The 18,553-nt window shown below is 66.9% G+C and carries 18 protein-coding genes; 11 read left to right on the top strand and 7 right to left on the bottom strand.

Annotation, left to right across the window (positions count from 1 at the left end; translation table 11 throughout):
- Positions 1–9: 9 nt before the first annotated feature.
- Positions 10–1,974, bottom strand: coding sequence for a bifunctional tRNA (5-methylaminomethyl-2-thiouridine)(34)-methyltransferase MnmC2/FAD-dependent 5-carboxymethylaminomethyl-2-thiouridine(34) oxidoreductase MnmC1 (mnmC, locus tag BLQ74_RS11575; RefSeq protein WP_090262712.1), 1,965 nt, complete (start codon positions 1,972–1,974; stop codon positions 10–12).
- 96 nt (positions 1,975–2,070) lie between these two features.
- Positions 2,071–2,559, bottom strand: a complete 489-nt coding sequence (locus BLQ74_RS11570; protein ID WP_090262711.1) for a DMT family transporter — start codon at positions 2,557–2,559, stop codon at positions 2,071–2,073.
- Between the two features lie 94 nt (positions 2,560–2,653).
- Here BLQ74_RS11570 and BLQ74_RS11565 point away from each other — a divergent pair, with 94 nt between their 5' ends.
- Positions 2,654–3,580 carry a LysR family transcriptional regulator gene (locus BLQ74_RS11565; RefSeq protein ID WP_090262710.1) on the top strand — a complete coding sequence of 309 codons (927 nt, stop codon included), beginning with the start codon at positions 2,654–2,656 and terminating at the stop codon, positions 3,578–3,580.
- 87 nt (positions 3,581–3,667) lie between these two features.
- Positions 3,668–5,158, top strand: coding sequence for a polyphosphate:AMP phosphotransferase (gene pap / locus BLQ74_RS11560; RefSeq protein ID WP_090262709.1), 1,491 nt, complete (start codon positions 3,668–3,670; stop codon positions 5,156–5,158).
- A gap of 44 nt (positions 5,159–5,202) precedes the next feature.
- Here the strand turns inward: pap and BLQ74_RS11555 are convergent, their stop codons facing one another.
- Positions 5,203–5,604 (bottom strand): YbaN family protein, encoded by a 402-nt coding sequence (locus tag BLQ74_RS11555; RefSeq protein WP_090262708.1) that lies wholly within the window; start codon positions 5,602–5,604, stop codon positions 5,203–5,205.
- 10 nt (positions 5,605–5,614) lie between these two features.
- Positions 5,615–6,202, bottom strand: coding sequence for a UPF0149 family protein (locus BLQ74_RS11550; protein ID WP_090262707.1), 588 nt, complete (start codon positions 6,200–6,202; stop codon positions 5,615–5,617).
- Positions 6,203–6,365: 163 nt separating this feature from the next.
- Here BLQ74_RS11550 and recQ point away from each other — a divergent pair, with 163 nt between their 5' ends.
- From recQ to BLQ74_RS11505, 9 genes are all read left to right on the top strand, one after another.
- Positions 6,366–8,504, top strand: coding sequence for a DNA helicase RecQ (gene recQ, locus BLQ74_RS11545; protein WP_090262706.1), 2,139 nt, complete (start codon positions 6,366–6,368; stop codon positions 8,502–8,504).
- Positions 8,505–8,604: 100 nt separating this feature from the next.
- Complete coding sequence (locus BLQ74_RS11540; RefSeq protein ID WP_090262705.1) at positions 8,605–8,817, top strand: hypothetical protein; 213 nt, start codon at positions 8,605–8,607, stop codon at positions 8,815–8,817.
- A gap of 119 nt (positions 8,818–8,936) precedes the next feature.
- Positions 8,937–10,094 (top strand): GGDEF domain-containing protein, encoded by a 1,158-nt coding sequence (locus BLQ74_RS11535; protein WP_090262704.1) that lies wholly within the window; start codon positions 8,937–8,939, stop codon positions 10,092–10,094.
- Between the two features lie 95 nt (positions 10,095–10,189).
- Positions 10,190–11,206 carry a DUF2804 domain-containing protein gene (locus tag BLQ74_RS11530; RefSeq protein WP_090262703.1) on the top strand — a complete coding sequence of 339 codons (1,017 nt, stop codon included), beginning with the start codon at positions 10,190–10,192 and terminating at the stop codon, positions 11,204–11,206.
- A 90-nt stretch (positions 11,207–11,296) separates the two neighbouring features.
- Positions 11,297–11,731 carry a transcriptional regulator SlyA gene (gene slyA / locus BLQ74_RS11525; RefSeq protein ID WP_090262702.1) on the top strand — a complete coding sequence of 145 codons (435 nt, stop codon included), beginning with the start codon at positions 11,297–11,299 and terminating at the stop codon, positions 11,729–11,731.
- Positions 11,732–12,017: 286 nt separating this feature from the next.
- Positions 12,018–14,111 carry a FimV/HubP family polar landmark protein gene (locus BLQ74_RS11520; RefSeq protein ID WP_090262701.1) on the top strand — a complete coding sequence of 698 codons (2,094 nt, stop codon included), beginning with the start codon at positions 12,018–12,020 and terminating at the stop codon, positions 14,109–14,111.
- Positions 14,112–14,243: 132 nt separating this feature from the next.
- Positions 14,244–14,528 (top strand): Rdx family protein, encoded by a 285-nt coding sequence (locus tag BLQ74_RS11515; RefSeq protein WP_090262700.1) that lies wholly within the window; start codon positions 14,244–14,246, stop codon positions 14,526–14,528.
- Positions 14,529–14,640: 112 nt separating this feature from the next.
- Complete coding sequence (gene rfaD, locus BLQ74_RS11510; protein WP_090262699.1) at positions 14,641–15,636, top strand: ADP-glyceromanno-heptose 6-epimerase; 996 nt, start codon at positions 14,641–14,643, stop codon at positions 15,634–15,636.
- A gap of 125 nt (positions 15,637–15,761) precedes the next feature.
- Complete coding sequence (locus tag BLQ74_RS11505) at positions 15,762–16,265, top strand: hypothetical protein (protein ID WP_090262907.1); 504 nt, start codon at positions 15,762–15,764, stop codon at positions 16,263–16,265.
- A 147-nt stretch (positions 16,266–16,412) separates the two neighbouring features.
- Here the strand turns inward: BLQ74_RS11505 and BLQ74_RS11500 are convergent, their stop codons facing one another.
- From BLQ74_RS11500 to BLQ74_RS11490, 3 genes are all read right to left on the bottom strand, one after another.
- The gene (locus BLQ74_RS11500) at positions 16,413–17,276 is read right to left on the bottom strand and encodes a DMT family transporter (RefSeq protein WP_090262698.1); all 864 of its coding nucleotides are present in this window, start codon (positions 17,274–17,276) and stop codon (positions 16,413–16,415) included.
- Between the two features lie 58 nt (positions 17,277–17,334).
- Positions 17,335–17,676 (bottom strand): tRNA-binding protein, encoded by a 342-nt coding sequence (locus BLQ74_RS11495; RefSeq protein WP_090262697.1) that lies wholly within the window; start codon positions 17,674–17,676, stop codon positions 17,335–17,337.
- Between the two features lie 64 nt (positions 17,677–17,740).
- Positions 17,741–18,505, bottom strand: a complete 765-nt coding sequence (locus tag BLQ74_RS11490; protein ID WP_090262696.1) for an AraC family transcriptional regulator — start codon at positions 18,503–18,505, stop codon at positions 17,741–17,743.
- Positions 18,506–18,553: the final 48 nt, after the last annotated feature.

Genomic DNA, 18,553 nt, shown 5'->3' with positions numbered 1-18,553 from the left:
ATGGGCCGCTCAGTGCTTCTGTCCGCGTACCCGCTCGCGGAGGAAGAAACGGTTGGGGTGGCAGGCCTCGGCCACCTCACGAGGCAAGGGTAGCGGTTCGTTGTCCAGCCAGGCGGCCAGCAACTCGCCGGACAGCGGCGCGCTGATCAGTCCGCGTGAGCCATGGGCGCTGTTCAGATACAGGCCGTCGAGCCAGGGGCAGGGGATCTCCGGCACCTGCCGCGCGTCCTTGGCGAGCACCGCGTAGGCGCTGGCGAAGGCCTCGCGCTCGGCCAGTGGACCGATCAAGGGCAGGTAGTCGGGGGTGGTGCAGCGGAAGGCCGCGCGCCCGGCAAGGCTGGCCGTGTCGAGCGAATCGGCGTGCAGCCGGACGAGCAGGTCGGGAGAGATTTCCCGCAGCAGGTCAAGGTTGCCCAGGTGCTCCGCGAGCGTCGGTTGCAGGTCGTCGCTGTGGAAATCGAAACTGGCGCCCAGGGTGTGCTCACCATTGCGCGGCGGGGCGACATAGCCCTCGGCGCAGACTACGGTGGCCAGCGCCGCGCTTTCCGCTGTCGCCGGCAGCCGGGTGATCTGCCCGCGGATGCGCTTCAACGGTAGTCCGGCGGCGCCGGGGAAGGCGCGGACCTTGGCGGCGGTGGCGAGAATGGCGACCGGCGCCTGGGCCAGCCGCTGGTCGCCGCAGTATGCGCTCCAACCCTCGGCGTCACGTTGCAGTTGCACGTCTTGGCGGAAGATAAGCTCGATGTTCGGATGCGTCGCCAGGCAACGGCACAGCGCTGGCGGATGCACCCAGCCAGCCTCGGCGAAGAAGAGCCCGCCGGCGGGCAGCTCGATTCCGGCGACAGCCTCGGCCTGTTCGCGCGATAAAGGTTGCAGCAGGTCCGCCGGGAACGCCGCGGCCAATTGCGCCTGGCGCTTGTCCTCGGCCTCGTCGAAAGCCAGTTGCAGCACCCCGCAGGCATCCCACTCCTGGCCGCGCTGCAAGCGTTCGAGCAGGCGCCGGGTGTAGCCGAAGCCGCTCACCACCAAGCGCGACAAGGCCGTGCCGTGGGCCGACAGCTTGAGATAGAGCACGCCCTGGGGATTGCCCGAGGCTTCCTCGGCCAGCCCAGCGTGGCGTTCGATCAAGGTCACCCGCCAGCCGCGCGCGGCCAGGCTGGCGGCGCTGGCACAGCCGGCCAGGCCGCCGCCGATGACCAGCGCCCGGCGCTCGCCCGTGTGGGCCGGCGGTCGTGCGTACCATGGCTTGGCGGCGGTTTGCGGCGGACCTTGGAAGGCCCCGCTGAGCATCTCGCGCTTCTGCCCGAAACCCTTGACCCGTTGCATGGCGAAGCCCGCTTCGATCAAGCCGCGACGGACGAAACCGGCGCTGGTGAAGGTGGCCAGGGTGGCGCCGGGAGCGGATAGCCGGGCCAGTTGGGCGAAGAGGTCGGCAGTCCACATTTCCGGGTTCTTCGCCGGCGAGAAGCCATCGAGGAACCAGGCGTCGATCGAGGCGTCGAGCTGCGGCAGCATGTCCAGCACATCGCCCACCAGCAGGGTGAGGACGATCCGGCCGCCAGCGAAGAGCAGGCGCTGGAAGCCCGGATGGATGGCCTGGTACTGCGCCAGCAGCGGCTCGCTCCAGGGCCGCAGGTCGCCCCACAGGGCAAGGGCGCGGTGCAGGTCGTCGCGGCGCAGCGGGAATTTTTCCACGCTGACGAAATGCAGGCGCGCATCGGCTGGCGCCAGCGCCTCGAACTCACGCCAGGCGCAGAGGAAGTTCAGGCCGGTGCCGAAGCCGGTCTCGCCGATGCACAGCTGTGCGCCGGCGGGCAGGGCTGCGAAGCGTTGCGCCAGGCGGTTGCCATCGAGGAAGACATGCTGGGTCTCGTCGACGCCGGAGGCGCGGGAGAAGTACACATCGCCGTAGGCGCGCGAGCTGGGCTGGCCATTGTCGTCCCAGTCGAGCTGGGCATGCTGGAAATCGGGCATGGGAAGACCTGGAAAAGCGGATGGCGCATTCTACGGGCCCTTGAGCGCCGGCGGGAGGGGATCGCCGGTCGCACCTCGATGCGCCCTGCGCCGCCTTCAACCTGGAGGGGCGCTGGTGGGAGTGAACCATTGCACCAGCAGCATGCCGGCGAAGATCAGTGCTACACCGGCGATGCGTCCGGGGTTGGCAGCCTTGGTCGGCAGGCCCATGAGGCCGAAGTGATCGATCAACAGCGAGATCAGCAATTGTCCGGCGATGACGCAGACGATGAAGCCGCTCGCGCCAAGGCGAGGGGTCAGCAACAGCGCCGAGGTGATGTAGACGACCCCGGCGATGCCGCCGAACCAGGCCCAGACCGGTAATTGCGTGGCCTGGGCGAACTGCGCCGAGGGGACGCGCGCGGCCAGCAGCAACGGCAGCAGCACCAACAGGCTGACCAGCAGAGAGGTGGCCGAGGCCCATAGCGGGTGGCCAAGGGCGCGGCCGAGCGCGGCGTTGCTGCTCGCTTGCAGTGGCACCAGTGCCCCGGCGATCAGGGCCGTGCCAGCCAGGCTGGCGGAAGACATCGAGAGGGAATAGCTCATCGGATCGCTCCAGAGGGTGGTTGTGTCTGGAGACAGCTTTGGCTATTAGCTATCTGGATGGAAATTCGTAATTGGCCATTATGGTATTCGTGATTTGAATAATCTTCGGCGAATCGATCTGAACCTGCTGCTCACGCTGCATGCCCTGTTGCTGGAAAAACATGTGTCACGGGCCGCCTTGCGCCTGCACAAGAGCCAGCCCGCGGTCAGCCATGCCTTGGCCCATCTGCGCGTGCTGTTCGACGACCCACTGCTGGTGCGGCGAGCAGGAGGAATGGAGTTGACCGCCAGGGCCAGCGCACTGCTGCAACCGCTGGCGGATGCCCTCGGGCAACTGGGGGCATTGCTCGATCCGCCGCGGTTCGATGCAGCGCATACCCAGCGGACCTTTCGTCTGGGCATGTCGGACTATGGTGCTCGGCTCCTCCTGCCGGGCTTGGTGCGGCGTTTGCGCAGCGTCGCGCCGGGCGTTGATCTACTGGTCAGCCAGGCGAGTCGCGAGTCGATGCTGGCCGATGTTCTGGATGGGGAACTCGACGTGGCGCTTGGGGTTTTCGCCGAGCGGCCGGTGCATGAGCTGCGCCAGCACAGTCTGTTCGTCGAGCGCTTCGTCTGCCTGGCGGACGCTTCCAGCCTGCCGGCGTCGGGGATTCTCGACCTGCCGGCCTGGCTGGCTCGGCCGCATGTACTGGTGGCGATGCGTGCCAGTCATGACAACGAAATCGAACGGGCTTTGCAGCGGCAGGGGCTGGAGCGTCGGGTGACGGTGCTGTTGCCGCATTGGAGCCTGGCTCCTGAGCTGATCGCCGGCACCGACCTGATCCTTACCGTGGCCCGACGCAGTGTCGCCGGCCTGGGCGACGATGCCCGACTGCGGATATTCGAGCCACCGCTGGCGATCGACCCGTTCGATTTCCGCATGATCTGGCATGCGCGCCGCGAGCGCGACCCGGCGCACAGGTGGTTGCGTCAGCTCATTGGCGAGGTGACCGAAGTGCCCGCGCCGGTTCCGTCCAGTTGAGGTCCGGAGCCAATTCCAGACCCTTCCGACACAGACAGATGTCGACCGATCCGCTACTTTGAGGAGCATCGGAAGAAGGGGATGTCCATGTTCGAATCCGCAGAAGTCGGTCACCGCATCGACAAGGCAACTTACGAGAAGGAAGTCATCGCGCTGCGCGAGGCGTTGCTCGATGCGCAGTACGAGCTCAAGCAGCAGGCGCGCTTTCCGGTGATCATCCTGATCAACGGCATCGAGGGCGCCGGCAAGGGCGAGACGGTCAAGCTGCTCAACGAGTGGATGGACCCGCGCCTGATCCAGGTGGAGAGCTTCCTCATGCCGTCCGACGAGGAACTCGCGCGGCCGGCGCAGTGGCGTTTCTGGCGCCGCTTGCCGCCCAAGGGACGGATCGCCATCTTCTTCGGCAACTGGTACAGCCAGATGCTCTACGCGCGGGTCAACGGCGATATCAAGGACAGCCGCCTGGACATCGCCATCGACTCCGCCGAGCGCTTCGAGCGCATGCTGTGCGACGAGGGGGCGCTGATCTTCAAGTTCTGGTTCCACCTGTCCAAGCGGCAGCTCAAGGCGCGCCTGAAGACCCTGGAGAGCGATCCACAGCGCTCCTGGCAACTGAGCCAGGTGGATTGGCTGCAGAATCAGGTCTACGACAAGTTCGTGCGCTACGGTGAGCGCGTGTTGCGGCGCACCAGTCGCGACTATGCGCCCTGGTACGTCGTCGAGGGCGTGGACGAGCGCTACCGCAGCCTGACCGTCGGCCGCACCCTGCTAGAAGGGCTGCAGGCCGCGCTCAAGCTCCAGGAACGCCCCAGGCGGCATCCCCACGCCGCGCCGCTGGTGGCCAGCCTGGACAACCGCGGATTGCTCGACAGCCTCGACCTGACCCAGGCCCTGAGCAGGGATCAGTACAAGACCCAGATGACTCGGGAGGAGGCGCGCCTGGCCATGCTGCTGCGCGACAAACGCTTCCGCCAGCACGCGCTGGTCGCGGTGTTCGAGGGTAACGACGCGGCCGGCAAGGGCGGCGCCATTCGCCGCGTCACCGGCGCCCTGGACCCACGCCAGTACCACATAGTGCCGATCGCCGCGCCCACCGAGGAAGAGCGCGCCCAGCCCTATCTGTGGCGCTTCTGGCGGCACATGCCGGCGCGCCGGCAATTCACCATGTTCGACCGCTCCTGGTACGGCCGCGTGCTGGTCGAGCGCGTCGAGGAACTCACCGCGCCGGCCGACTGGCTGCGTGCCTATTCGGAGATCAATGACTTCGAGGAGCAGTTGGTCGATTTCGGCATCGTGGTGGTGAAGTTCTGGCTGGCCATCGACAAGGACACCCAGGAGCAGCGTTTCAAGGAGCGCGAGGCGATTCCCTTCAAGCGCTACAAGATCACCGACGAGGATTGGCGCAACCGCGACAAGTGGGACCAGTACGCCGACGCCGTGGGCGACATGGTCGACCGCACCAGCACCGAGATCGCTCCCTGGACCCTGATCGAGGCCAACGACAAGCGCTTCGCCCGGGTCAAGGTCCTGCGCACCATCAACGATGCGCTGGAGGCGGCGTACAAGAAGGACAAGTGAGCCGGTTGTCCGCGGGCGCCCGTGGCGTGCCGGGCGCCGGCGTTTCAGACGATGCGGCGGGTCTTCAGGCGCAGGATGTAGATCGATACCAGTAGCGCACTGGCGAGCAGGAACAGTCGAGCGGCGGCGTGCGGCAGCAGATAGCAGGACAGGCCGATGCTGGCCCACATCAACGCCAGGGTGTAGAGCTTGCCCTTGAGCGGGATGCCCTTGCCGTCCAGGTGGTCGCCGATCCAGGGACCGAGCGTGGGGTGATACACCAGCCAGGCATGGAAGCGCGGCGAGCTGCGCATGAAGCAGGCGGCGGCGAGGAGCAGGAAGGGGGTGGTCGGCAGCAGAGGGAGGAAGATGCCGGCGACGCCCAGGGCCACGCTCAACCAGCCAAGGGCCAGCAGGGCGTAGCGCACCCAGGCGTGAGGGCTACGGCGGATCGGCCGTTGCGCCATTGCCCGCCGATCAGTGCTGGCGGGGCTTCAGTAGCGCTGGCTTCTCTTCCGGGGCCTGGCAGAGCAGGAACAGGTTGGTCAGCAACTCGGGGATCTGCGCGACCATGTCGTCGACCAAGTGGCGGTCGCGGGCGATCTCGTCGAACTCCGGCTGCTCGTCGAACAGACCCGAGCCGACCATGATCGGCAGCAGCAGCTCGCTGACTTCCTCTTCGGCCTGCTCGAACCACACCGCTTCACGGAGGAACACGCCTTCCATGAAACCGATGCACCAGCCGCGGATATCGGAATCGTCCGGCTCGTCGCCCAGATAGGGCTCGCAGGGCAGTTCCACTTCCTCGTCGCTGGCGAGCATGCGGGTGATCTGGGCCTTGAGTTGCTCCAGGGTGCCCTCGATCTCGCTGCGTTCTTCCTCGCTGCGATAGTGCGGCGGCTCGGCGAACAGGGCATCGATCCACTCGCGGGCCGGTACCTCGTCCGGGCAGATCGCCAAGGCGGTCAGGTAACCGTGGGCCGCGATATAGTCCAAGGCTTCCTCGTGCAGGTCATCGGCATCGAGAAAGGCTTGCAGGCGGGCCAGTTGGTCGGCGAAGGACATCGGTTACTACCTCGGCGGGAATGCGGAGCTGAATTGTAGTCTTTCCGCGCCCTGCGGGCCAGCCGCGGGCGCTGGCGGCGGCTTTTCCGGCCTCTTGCGCGACGGCTGACCGGGCAGCTCGGGGCGGCTTGCGTATAATGCCCGCCTCGAAACGGAGTCCCCCATGCTCGACCAGGCCCAGCGCATCCTCAAAGACGTTTTCGGTTACGACGCCTTCCGTGGCAATCAGGCGCGGATCATCGAACGCGTGGCCGGCGGCGGCGACGCCCTGGTGCTGATGCCCACCGGCGGCGGCAAGTCGCTGTGTTTCCAGGTTCCGGCGCTGCTGCGCGACGGCCTGACCGTGGTGGTGTCACCGCTGATCGCCTTGATGGAAGACCAGGTCGCCACCCTTGATGAGCTGGGCGTGCCGGTGGCGGCGCTGAACTCTTCCTTGTCGCCGGATGCGCAGCGGGAGATCGCCGAGCGCCTCCAGCGTGGCGAGATCAAGCTGCTCTACCTGGCCCCCGAGCGCCTGGTGCAGCCGCGTATGCTGAATTTCCTGCAGCGCCTGAACGTCAGCCTGTTCGCCATCGACGAGGCGCACTGCGTGTCGCAGTGGGGCCATGACTTCCGTCCGGAATACCTGCAACTGGGCCAGCTCGCGGAACTGTTCCCGCAGGTGCCGCGCATTGCCCTGACCGCCACCGCCGACATGCGCACCCGCGAGGAAATGATCCAGCGCCTGCATTTGCAGAACGCCGAGCAGTTCCTCTCCAGCTTCGATCGGCCGAACATCTTTTACCGCATCGTGCCCAAGGAGCAGCCGCGCAAGCAGTTGCTCGGCTTCCTTGCCGAACGCCGCGGCGATGCCGGCATCGTCTACTGCCTGTCGCGCAAGAAGGTCGAGGAGGTCGCCGAGTTCCTCTCCAACCAGGGCTACCCGGCATTGCCCTACCACGCCGGTTTGTCCAACGAATTGCGTGCGTTCCACCAGCGCCGCTTCCTCAACGAGGAAGGCCTGATCATGGTGGCGACCATTGCGTTCGGCATGGGCATCGACAAGCCCAACGTGCGCTTCGTCGCTCACCTCGATCTGCCCAAGAGCCTGGAGGCCTACTACCAGGAAACCGGCCGCGCCGGGCGTGACGGCCTGCCGGCGGACGCCTGGATGGCCTACGGCCTGCAGGACGTGCTGCTGCTGCGGCAGATGATGCAGAACTCCGAGGGCGACGAGCGCCACAAGCGCATCGAGCGGCACAAGCTGGAAGCCATGCTGGCGCTGTGCGAGGAAACCCGCTGCCGCCGCCAGGCATTGCTGGCCTATTTCGACGAGGAACTGGCGAACCCCTGCGGGCACTGCGACAACTGCGTCGACGGCGTCGAGACCTGGGACGCCACCGAACCGGCGCGCCAGGCCCTGTCGGCCATCTACCGCAGTGGCCAGCGCTACGGTGTCGGCCACCTGGTGGACATCCTCCTCGGCAAGGACACGGAAAAGGTGCGCAGCCTCGGCCATCAGCACCTGGCGGTGTTCGGCATCGGCAAGGCCCGCGCCGAGGACGAGTGGCGCACCCTGTTCCGTCAGTTGGTGGCGCGCGGTCTGGCCGACGTCGACCTCGACGGTTTCGGCAGCCTGCGCCTGACCGAAGCCTGCCGGCCGCTGTTGCGGGGCGAGGAAACCCTGGCCCTGCGCCGCGATCCGAAACCGCAGCGCAGCAAATCCTCTTCTTCCTCCGGCGGCAGCCCGGCCAGCCAACTGGTGCGCCAGGAGGAGCGCGAACTCTGGGAAGCCCTGCGCGCGCTGCGGCGCAAGCTGGCCGAGGAGCACGCCGTGCCGCCCTACGTCATCTTCCCCGACGCCACCTTGCTGGAGATGCTGCGCAGCCAGCCGCGTTCGCTGTCGGACATGGCCCAGGTCAGCGGCGTGGGGGCGCGCAAGCTGGAGCGCTACGGCCAGGCCTTCCTCGATGTCCTCACCGACTCTCCGGCGGCGCCTGCCGCGCCAGCCGTGGACCTGCGCCATGAACTGGTCAGCCTGGCCCGCGCGGGGATGACCCCGGCGCAGATCGCCCGCCAGCTCGATTGCACCGAAAAGAACGTCTATGCCTTGCTCGCCGAGGCCATCGCCCAGCAGCAACTGAGCCTGGAACAGGCCCTGGATCTACCGGACGACCTGTTGGGCGAAGTGCAGGATGCCTTCCTCGAGGAGGACGGCGAACTGCCGCCGGTGGCGGCCCTGGCCGAACGCTTCAGCGGTCGCGTTCCGCAAGGCGTGCTGCATTGCGTGCGGGCGGCCTTGCAGGCGGAACTGCAAGCCTGAGCGGCGCTTCGCGTCGCGGTGGTTTTTCAGGTGGCGTCTGATTTCCGCGGGCGCCGATCGGCAGCAGAGTATCTCCAGGGACACAGGAGGCATGGCTGTCATGAAACGCGTGGTCGGTATGCTGATGTTGGCGGGAGGGCTGCTCTGGCTATTGGCCGGCGGCCATCTCGAGGGCAGTGGCGAGGCTGAGGTGCAGTCGTTGCTGGCCGGTTTGACCTTCGTCACCCTCTGCGAAGGATTGTTGTTGCTGATCACCATGGAAAACCCGGCGAACGGGGGCGACGAGAAGGGCGAAACCGGCCTGAACCGATAGCGCGCCAAGTAATGGCCATCTGATTGCTGACAGAGAAGTGACGCGTGAAAACGACAAACTTGTGACGCGCGTCGCGAACGGCTAAGGTGTGGGCAAAACCTCCGAAAGAAGAGGTAAACGTGCAAAATCACGCCTGGTTGTGCGATGTTCGTTCCAACCCCTACGCCGAACAGCTTGCCCGAGGCTTTCGCCGTTTGCGCTTTCCCGCCGATCTGGAAAGCGAATACCGCGCCTACCGCCTGGAAGACAGTTTCGAACTCAAGTGCACCGCGCTCGGTTTCGCCGTGCTGGCCTGGCTGGCGCTCGCCGCGGTCGATTTCCTGCTGATACCTGGTGCCGAGCACTGGACCATGCTCGCCGTGCGCGGGGTGGTGCTGGTGCTGCTGGTGATCTGCGCCGCGCTCATCCTGCAACGCCGCTTCGCGCCCCTGATGGTGCCGTTGAGCATCGCCTGCATCCTTGCCGTGGGGATCGGCGCGGCGCTGGTGGTGGGCATCGCCCACCGCGTCGACCATGGTTACCCGTACGAAGGGCTGCTGCTGGTCAGCATGGCCGCCTATTTCCTGGTCGGCCTGCGGTTCTCCGAAGCCCTGGCCTCGGCTGTGCTGATTCTGCTCGCCTACCTTGGCTGCGAACTCTATGCCGGCCTGACGCTGGCCAAGCTGGTCAACAACCTGGTGTTCCTGCTGCTGGGCAATCTGGTCGGCGCGGTGGGCTGCTACCTGCTGGAATACAAGTCGCGCGAGTACTTCCTCAGCAGCCAGCTGCTGCGGCAGATGGCCGAGCACGATGCGCTCACCGGGCTGCGCAACCGGCGCAGTTTCGACCGGCAACTGGAGCGCCTGTGGCGCCAGGCGCAGCGCGATGATGCCCCGCTGGCGCTGCTGCTGTGCGACGTCGATCACTTCAAGGCCTACAACGACCGCTATGGCCACCAGGCCGGCGACAGCGTGTTGCAACGCATCGCACAGGCCTTGCAGGAGAGCGCGCGGCGGCCGCTGGACATGGCCGTGCGCCTGGGCGGGGAAGAGTTCGCGGTGCTGCTCTACGGCGCCGACGCCGAGGAAGCGCGGCAGCGTGCCCAGGTGCTGTGCGCGGCAGTGCAGGCCTTGGGGATTCGCCATGAAGGCTCGACCACGGCGGAAGAGGTGACACTGTCGATCGGTGTGTCCTGCCTACGGCCGGGCGCGCAGATCGCCTGGCCGGTCATTTACGCGCACGCCGATCGCGCCCTGTACGAGGCCAAGGCGTTCGGTCGCAACCAAGTGGTGGTCTGACCGATTCGGTCCCTCGTGCTGGCGCCGCTGGTGACTGCGGCCAGTGGTACGCCGGTGCTAGGATTCAGCCCGACCACGGAGCCGAGCGCGCGCCCATGCAGCAACTCATTCAGGCCAACGGCCAGCCTCTCTACGGGGTGTTCGAGCAGACCCCGCAGCGGATCAACTTCCGCGATTTCGACTTCCGCTCGCCCATGGGCCGCAAGTTGGGCGCCCTCAGCAAGTGGCGCAATTTCCACCAGTTCCAGTACTTCGGCCTGATCAGCCCGACGTTGATCGGCGGTTGCGCGCTGGCCGAGCTGAGCTTGGTGGCGGTGGCTTTCGTCTATCTCTACCACCCACCGAGCGGGCGCATGCTGGAGCGCCGCTTCAAGTGCCCGCTGGGGCTGGGAGCGCGCTTTTCGCAGACCCCTGACGAGGGCGTCTGCGAGTTGCGCCAGGGGCGCAACCGGCTGCGCCTGGAGAATACCGCGACGCCATTGGAGAAGCGCCTGCTGGTGCAGCTGGACGACGGCACCTGTATCGACGCCCGCTTCAGCGAAGCGCAGCCGGCCTTCCAGCCGATGAGCCTGTGTACCCCCAGCGCGGTGAACGGCTGGGTCTATGCGCGCAAGGTCGCCGGGGTGCGTTGCAGCGGCCAGGTGCAGAGTGCGTTGGGCGATTTCGACCTGCGCGCCATAGACGCCTTCGCCCACCACGATTGGTCGGCCGGCTACATGCGCCGCGAAACCTTCTGGAACTGGGCCTGCCTGTCCGGCGAGGTGCAGGGGCAGCGGGTCGGGCTGAACCTCTCGTGCGGGGTCAACGAAACCAGCTTCACCGAAAACTGCTTCTGGCTGGATGGCGAACTGCTCAAGGTGGACAGTGTGCGTTTCGAGTTCGATCGCGATCATCCATTGCGGCCATGGACCATCCGCTCCTACGACGGTCAGGTGTCGTTGCGTTTCGAGGGGCAGGGATTGCACCAGGAGCGTCTCGACCTGGGGCTGCTGGCGAGCAACTTCAAACAGCTGTTCGGCCGCTTCAGCGGCACGCTGCGCCCCCATGGCGGGACGCCGCTGCATATCGAGAATTCGTGGGGGTTCGTCGAGGATCAGTACGCCAAATGGTGAGGCGTTCGCCCTGCGACAAAATGTCATTGTACGGCCTTGATTAGCTGACTAATAATTAGCCAAATCAATTAGCCCGAACCTTGCGACATAATGCCCGATAACGATAAGCACTATTTCGGTACTCAACTGGCCCAGGCCTCCCGCGCCTGGCGTGCCGAACTTGATCGCCGGCTCAGCCACCTCGGCCTTTCCCAGGCCCGCTGGCTGGTCCTGCTGCACTTGGCGCGCAACGCCGGAATCCCCACTCAGCGCGAACTGGCGCAATCGGTGGGCGTCGAAGGGCCGACCCTGGCGCGCCTGCTCGATGGTCTCGAAGCCCAGGGGCTGGTGCGACGCCAGGCGGTCGCGGAGGATCGCCGGGCGAAGCGTATCTGCCTGACGCCCAAGGCCGATGTGTTGATCGCGGACATCGAGAACATCGCTGCCAGCGTGCGCAACGATGTGTTGTCGGGCATCGATGAGGCCGACATCGCGACCTGTCAGAAAATCCTCTCGCGCATCCTGGCCAATCTGGAAAAGTCCTGAGCGCTCGTTCACATTTTTTCGGGTAACATGGTCAAACTTCTGACGGCTCCTGTAGGAGCCGTTTGTCGTTTGGGCTGTCACACACATCATTTGCCGGTTTTCCGACGAGTCGTCTTGACCCAGGCCGTGTCAGCACCTAAATCGTGATAGCAACGGGCCGTTATTGTGACGGTGAGATGTCCGGGCTATGCCCTGGATCGGCGCTTCGAATGCACGGATCGCACCGCCACCATTCTCGGGTGGTCAGGGACGGCCTGCAGACCTGGAGATAACTGGGATGGGGAATATGGCTCGACTCAACCGCTTGCCGCTGGCAATGGCCGTTCTCTCGGCCCTCATGGCCTCCCAGGCGAATGCCTTGGGACTCGGTGACATCACCCTGCATTCGTCGCTCAACCAGCCCCTCGACGCGGAAATCGAGTTGCTGCAGGTCGGTGATCTCAGCGCCGACGAACTCATCGCCCACTTGGCCAATGCCTCGACCTTCGAGCGCATGGGTGTCGAACGCTCGATGTTCCTCCAGGACCTGCGCTTCACCCCGGTGATCCGTGGCGGCCGCAGCTACATCCGGGTGGTGTCGAACCATCCCGTGCGCGAACCCTATCTGAATTTCCTTCTCGAACTGGAGCGGCCCAGCGGCCGCCTGTTGCGGGAATACACGGTACTGCTCGACCCTCCGGGCTATGGCGCCGCTGGCGCGGGAAGCTACGGCAGCAATGCCTATGCCCCGGCGAAGCAGGGCAGCCGTGCGGCCAGCGAGCGTGCCCCGCGTCCGCGCGCGACGCCGCCACGCCCGGCTGCCGCGCCCATCGCCGCAGGGGAGGGGCGCTACACCACGGTGAGCGGCGATACCTTGTGGAGCATTGCCGGCCGCCTCGCCAGCGACGCTTCCGAGCGCCAGACGCTGATGGCGCAACTGCAGCAGCTCAATCCGCAAGCCTTCGTCGCTGGCAATCCGCACCGCCTGAAGCGTGGCCAGACCCTGGTCCTGCCCGCCGGCAAGGGCGCATCGGCCCCGGCTCCAGCCCCGGTTGCCGCGCCCGCCGCCAATAGCCTGGCGAATGCCCCGGCGACGAAGCCGGCGGCTGCCGGCGCGCCACTGCCGGTCGATACGGCGGCGACGCTCAACCAGGCGGAAGGCCAGCTCGCCGGCGCGACCGCCGAACGCGAGCAGCTCAACCAGCGCATGGACAATCTGCAGCAGCAACTGACCTCGCTGCAGCAGGCCCTGGCCCAGCGTGATCAGCAGGTGCAGAGCCTGCAGGCCGAGCTGAGTCGGCGCCAGGCCGCCGAGCAAGCGGCAGCGCCGGCGCCGGCCGCCGCCACCCAGCCGGCCAAACCGGCGGAGCCGGTCGCTGCGCCGCCAGCGGCCAGCCCGGTTGCTGCACCCGAGGCGGCCAACGGCAGTCGGCAATGGCCCTGGATGGCTGGCGCCGGTGTCTTGCTGGTGCTGCTCGGTGGGCTGTTCTACAAGCGTCGCCGCCCCCTGCCGGTGGAAGAGCCGCCGCGGGTCCAGCCGCCAGTGACGGCGCGCCCGTCGGAGCCGGTTGTCGCAGCGGTGCGTGCGCCGGTAGTGGCCAAACCGACCGTGGTGGCGGTGCCCGCCGCCGATGCCTCCCTGGCCAAGTTGCCGGCTGCCAGCAGTGACAGCCTGGAGGGCGCCAACATCTACATCGCCTATGGCCGCTTCGGCCAGGCGCGCGACATGTTGCTCAAGTCCATCGCCGCCGAACCGCAGCGCCGCGATCTGCGCATGAAGCTGCTGCTGGTGCTCGCCGAATTGGGCGAGTCCGCTGCCTTCCACGAGCAGGAAAAGGCCCTGTTGGAGATGGGGGGTGAACAGAAGCAGATCGACCAGCTCAAGGGGCGCTACCCGGCGATGCTCGAGCGGCCCAGCGAAGTGCCCAGCAGCGATGACCTGGGGGAATGGGAAGGGCTGGAACTGGGCGAGGTGCTCGAATCGTCATCGCCGAGCGAACAGCAGCCCATGCTCGGTGATGCTGAGCTGAACCTCGGCGAGCTGTCGCTGGATCTCGACTGGAGCAGCCTCGATGCCTTCGATTCGGCACGCGGCCAGTCCGCCAAAGCCGAGCCGCAGACCGAGCGCCTGGAAGACTTCCGCAGCAACCTGCGCGAGTTGCCGGAAGTCACCGAGTTCGACCTCGACGGCGAGCACGCCGATGCCTTTGGGCTGCCGGGCCGGCATAACGCCGCCGCTTCCGTCGAGCACGACAAGTTGCTCGCCAGCCTCGACCAGGCGCGCGCCTGCATCGATCGTGGCGATCTCGATCAGGCCTACAGCATTCTCAAACGTGTTCTTCAGGACGGTGATTCCGAGGAGCGCGCGGAAGCTCGCGAACTGCTCGCGCGAATCGCCTGATAACGGTTGGATGTTCCCCAAGCCCGGCTTCGCGCCGGGCTTTTTTTGCCTTCGTTTCCGCTGCATGAGCAGGATGCGCGACCATCCGGGCCAGCTATCATTGGCGCCTCTCATTTGCCCGAGCCATGCCCCATGCCGTCAGCCAAAGCGGAAATCGTCATCACCTATTGCACCCAGTGCCAGTGGCTGCTGCGCGCGGCCTGGCTTGCCCAGGAACTGCTGAGCACCTTCGCCGACGACCTGGCCAGGGTCGCCCTGGAACCGGCTACCGGCGGCGTGTTCCGCATCACCTGCAATGGCGAGCAGATCTGGGAGCGCAAGGCCGACGGAGGTTTTCCCGAGGCCAAGGAACTCAAGCAGCGGGTGCGCGATCGCATCGATCCGCAACGAGACCTGGGGCACAACGACCGGCCCTGAGCGTCGGAGGCTGATGCTTAGCAAGCTAACTTTCATGCCATATGTCAACGGCCGGCGTTCGCTCGTTGCATAGGCTGTGGGCACTCCATTCTCCACAGGGGAGTGCTCCCACATGAGCATCATCGTTACCGGCGCCGCCGGCTTCATTGGCAGTAACCTGGTCAAGGCGCTCAACCTGCGCGGCGAGACCGACATCATCGCGGTCGACGACCTGACCGACGGCGACAAGATCCGCAACCTGGCGGACTGCGACATCAGCGATTACCTGGACAAGCGGGACTTCGTCGCGCGTTACGCCCGGGGCGACTTCGGCGTGGTGCGCGCGCTGTTTCACCAGGGCGCCTGCTCCAGCACCCTGGAGGGCGACGGGCGCTACCTGATGGACAACAACTACCGCTACAGCTGTGATCTGCTGGAAGCCAGCCTGGCCCTGGGCGTGGCCTTTCTCTACGCCTCATCGGCGGCGGTCTATGGCGCTGGGCGCGACTTCCGCGAGATGCGCGAGTACGAGCGGCCGTTGAACGCCTACGGCTATTCCAAGTTCCTTTTCGATCAGCGGGTGCGCCGCGTGTTGCCGCAGGCGCGCAGCCAGGTGGTCGGTCTGCGCTACTTCAACGTCTACGGACCGCGCGAGCAGCACAAGGGGCGTATGGCGTCCGTGGCATGGCATTGCTTCCGGCAGTACCGCGAGCACGGCAAGGTGCAGTTGTTCGGCGAGTACGACGGCTATCCCGCTGGCGGCCATCTGCGCGACTTCGTTTCGGTGGAGGATGTGGCCCGGGTCAACCTGCATTTCCTCGATCATCCGGAACGCAATGGCATCTTCAACCTTGGCAGCGGCCGCGCGCAGCCGTTCAACGATGTCGCGCTGGCGGTCATCAACGCCCTGCGCGCGCAGCAGGACGTGCAGCCGCTGACGCTGGACGCCGCCGTGCGCGCCGGGGTGCTGGAGTACACCGGGTTCCCCGATGGCTTGCGCGGCAAGTACCAGAGTTACACCTGCGCGGATATCTCCTTCCTCCGCGAGGCCGGCTATCGCGCACCCATGCTCGGCGTCGCCGAGGGCGTCGAACGCTATTGCCGCTGGCTGCTAGGGCAGACCGGCTGAGGCCGTGTATCCCGGCTTTTACCAAGTCTTTACCAAAGCCTGACAGCCAGGGGGCGGTGGACGCGCGATCATTTGCGCCATGACGGGCGCTGCTTTGCCGCCCAGTGGAGGTGCAATTGAACGCGTTGTCGTCTGCTGCGTCGCGCTGTATCGCCGCGGCACTGGCTCTGAGTCTTTCCGGCACGGCCCTGGCCGGTCCGCCCGGGGGGCCGGGTTACGGTCCCGGCCCTGGTCCGCAGTACTACCACGGTGGCGGGCCCGGCCCGGGGCATGGCCATGGTCTGCCCGACTTCGCCCGGGAGATGTGGATCGGCAGCGTGCTCTACTTCGTCGCCGCCGGCACTTACTACCTGTGGAACGCCGACCGCCGCCAGTACGTCGTCGTCGCGCCGCCGCCGGCCGTGCAGTCGGCCGGCGGCGGCACCGGCTACGACGTGATCGCTTACCCGGCCCGCGGGCAGACGCCCGATCAGCAGAGCCGCGACCGTTACGAATGCCATGGTTGGGCCGTCAGCCAGAGTGGGTTCGACCCGGCCAACGCGACCCAGGCCCCGCCGGCCGCTATCGCGGACACCTATCGACGAGCGCTGGGAGCCTGCCTGAGCGGGCGTGGCTACAGCGTGAACTGATCCCGGCCGAGATCCGGGAACCTTGCAGGCCGCCACGTCGGGGCCATGCGGGAAGCCAGCGGCAATCCCTCCCCAGGGCGTCTGGTTTCGCTGTCCGCATGGTCACGGCGCGGCGGCCTCTTTTTTGGCGCGCGCTCAGGCGGTTGGCTACTGCGCCGCGCGCGCGCTGAGGAAGGTGGCGAAGAGGATCAAGGCGCCGCCGGCGAGCATGCGCAGACTGGGCTGCTCACCGAACAGCAGCGCGGCGAAGGCGATGCCGTAGACCGGCTCCAGGGCGAAGATCACGGCCGCCGTGCGCGCCTTGATCAGGCGCAGGCTGGCGACGAACAGGCTGTGCGCGACGCCGGTGCAGAACACCCCGAGCAGGACCAGCCACAGCCAGTCGAGGGCGCGCACCCGGGGCAGTTCGGCGAGCGCCAGGGGCAGCAGGCAGAGGATGATCGTCAGGTTCTGCGCGAGCGCCGCCAGTATCGGATCGAGACCGCGCACGCTGACGCGGTTGGCCAGCGACAGCAGGGCGAACAACAGGCCCGAGAGCACGCCCCAGAGCAGCCCGGCGGTGGCGCCCTGGGCGAGATCCAGACTGGGCGTGACCATCACCAGGCCGATGCAGACCAGCCCCACCACCCGGTATTCGCTGGCGCGGATGCGTTCGCCGAAGAGCAGCCCTTCGAGCAATACGGTGAAGGCCGGGAAACTGGCGAAGCCGAGGGTCGCCACGGCGACGTTGCCGACCTTCACCGCGAGGAAGAAGGTCAGCCAATGGGCGCAGAGCAAGAGCCCGCTGCCGACCAGCAGCGCCAGTTGCCGAAGGCTGGGGCGCGGTTGCCCCGCCAGGTGTCCGGGGAAGGCGCCGCCCAGGGCCAGCGCGCCGAACAGCGCGCGGCCGAAGACGATCACCAGCGGCCCGGCGAGGATGAGTTTGCCGAAGATGCCGGTGAGGCCGAACATCAGCGCGCCAATGTGCAGGCCGAGCAAGGCCGAGCGGGGAGTGAGCCGGGGAATACGCATGTCAACCTGGAGTAGCGGCCAGCGGACTGGCGAGCGGTGGTGCGCTGGGCGGGGGCCCTCAGGCCAGGCGCGAGCCATTGGGCAGCGGCTTGTCGAAGCCGGCCAGGACCACTCGCTCATCGCTGTCGTAGACACCGGTCACCAGGACCTCGGAGCGCACGCCAGCGATGGATTTCGGGGCGAAGTTGCAGACGCAGAGGACCTGCTTGCCGAGCAACTCGTCGATGCCGTAGTGCGCGGTGATCTGGGCGCTGGAGGTCTTCACGCCCAGCGGGCCGAGATCGACCCGGAGGATATAGGCGGGTTTGCGCGCCTTGGCGTTGGGTTCGACGTGGACGATGGTGCCCACGCGCAGATCGACGCGCTCGAAATCCTGCCACTCGATGGTGTTTGCCGACATCGCTGATCTCCTTGTGCAATGGCCGCGAGTCTATGCCGTGCTGGCGCCTTTGTCTGTCGACGGGCTAGCGGGATTTGTCGCGCGCCTCGCGGCGCAATTGGCGTGGGGTACAGCCGAACTGGCGCACCAGGGCGGCGGTGAAGGCGCTCTGCGAGGCATAGCCGACCCGCGCGGCGATCTCACCGACCGCCAGTTGGCTAGAGCAGAGCAGCTCGCGGCCCAGTTGCAGGCGGCGCAGGCGCACGTAATCCATCGGCGTCTGCCCGGTTTCGGCGAGGAAGCGGGCGTGGAAGCGCGCCGCCGACAGGCCGGCCAGGCGAGCCAGGTCGGCGACCTGCAACGGGTGGCCGGCGTGGCGTTCGATGAAGGCGTCCAGGCCGGCCAGCGGCAGGCGCATCGGTTCGGCCGCCGGGGTGTCGGCATTGGCCAGGCTGGCGAGCAGCAGCAGGGCGCCCTGGCGCGCGATCACCGGGTCCTGCAGGGGGCTGGCGGCGAGCCAGTGGACCAGTTGGTCCTGCGCCGGGTTGAGGGTCAGCGCGGCGGGCCGTTCGAGCAGCCGGCGCAGGGTATCGGCGTGCCCGCCCAGCATGCCCAGCAGGCTGTCTTCATCGTCCAGGTCGAACACCAGGCAACGGCTGCCCTGCGGGCTGGCGCAGGCGTGGTGGGCGCCGGCGGGGACCACCGCGAAGCGCTGCCGGGTGACCCGGCTGCCGAGCCCGGCGACTTCGAAGTCGAGGTCGCCGGACAGCCCCAGCACCAGTTGCGCATGGTCGTGGCTGTGGGCGATGTGGTCGTGGCTGTAATGGCGCAGGGAGAGGATCTGGCTCATCGCGGACTCCTGGGGCAGGTCGCCAGTCTAGCGCGACCGGCGCTGTCA

The organism is Pseudomonas panipatensis (genome assembly GCF_900099785.1).
Taxonomy (GTDB): Bacteria; Pseudomonadota; Gammaproteobacteria; order Pseudomonadales; family Pseudomonadaceae; genus Pseudomonas; species Pseudomonas panipatensis.
Note: the sequence above shows the minus strand (reverse complement) of the source record. Positions and strands in the feature narration are given on the sequence as shown.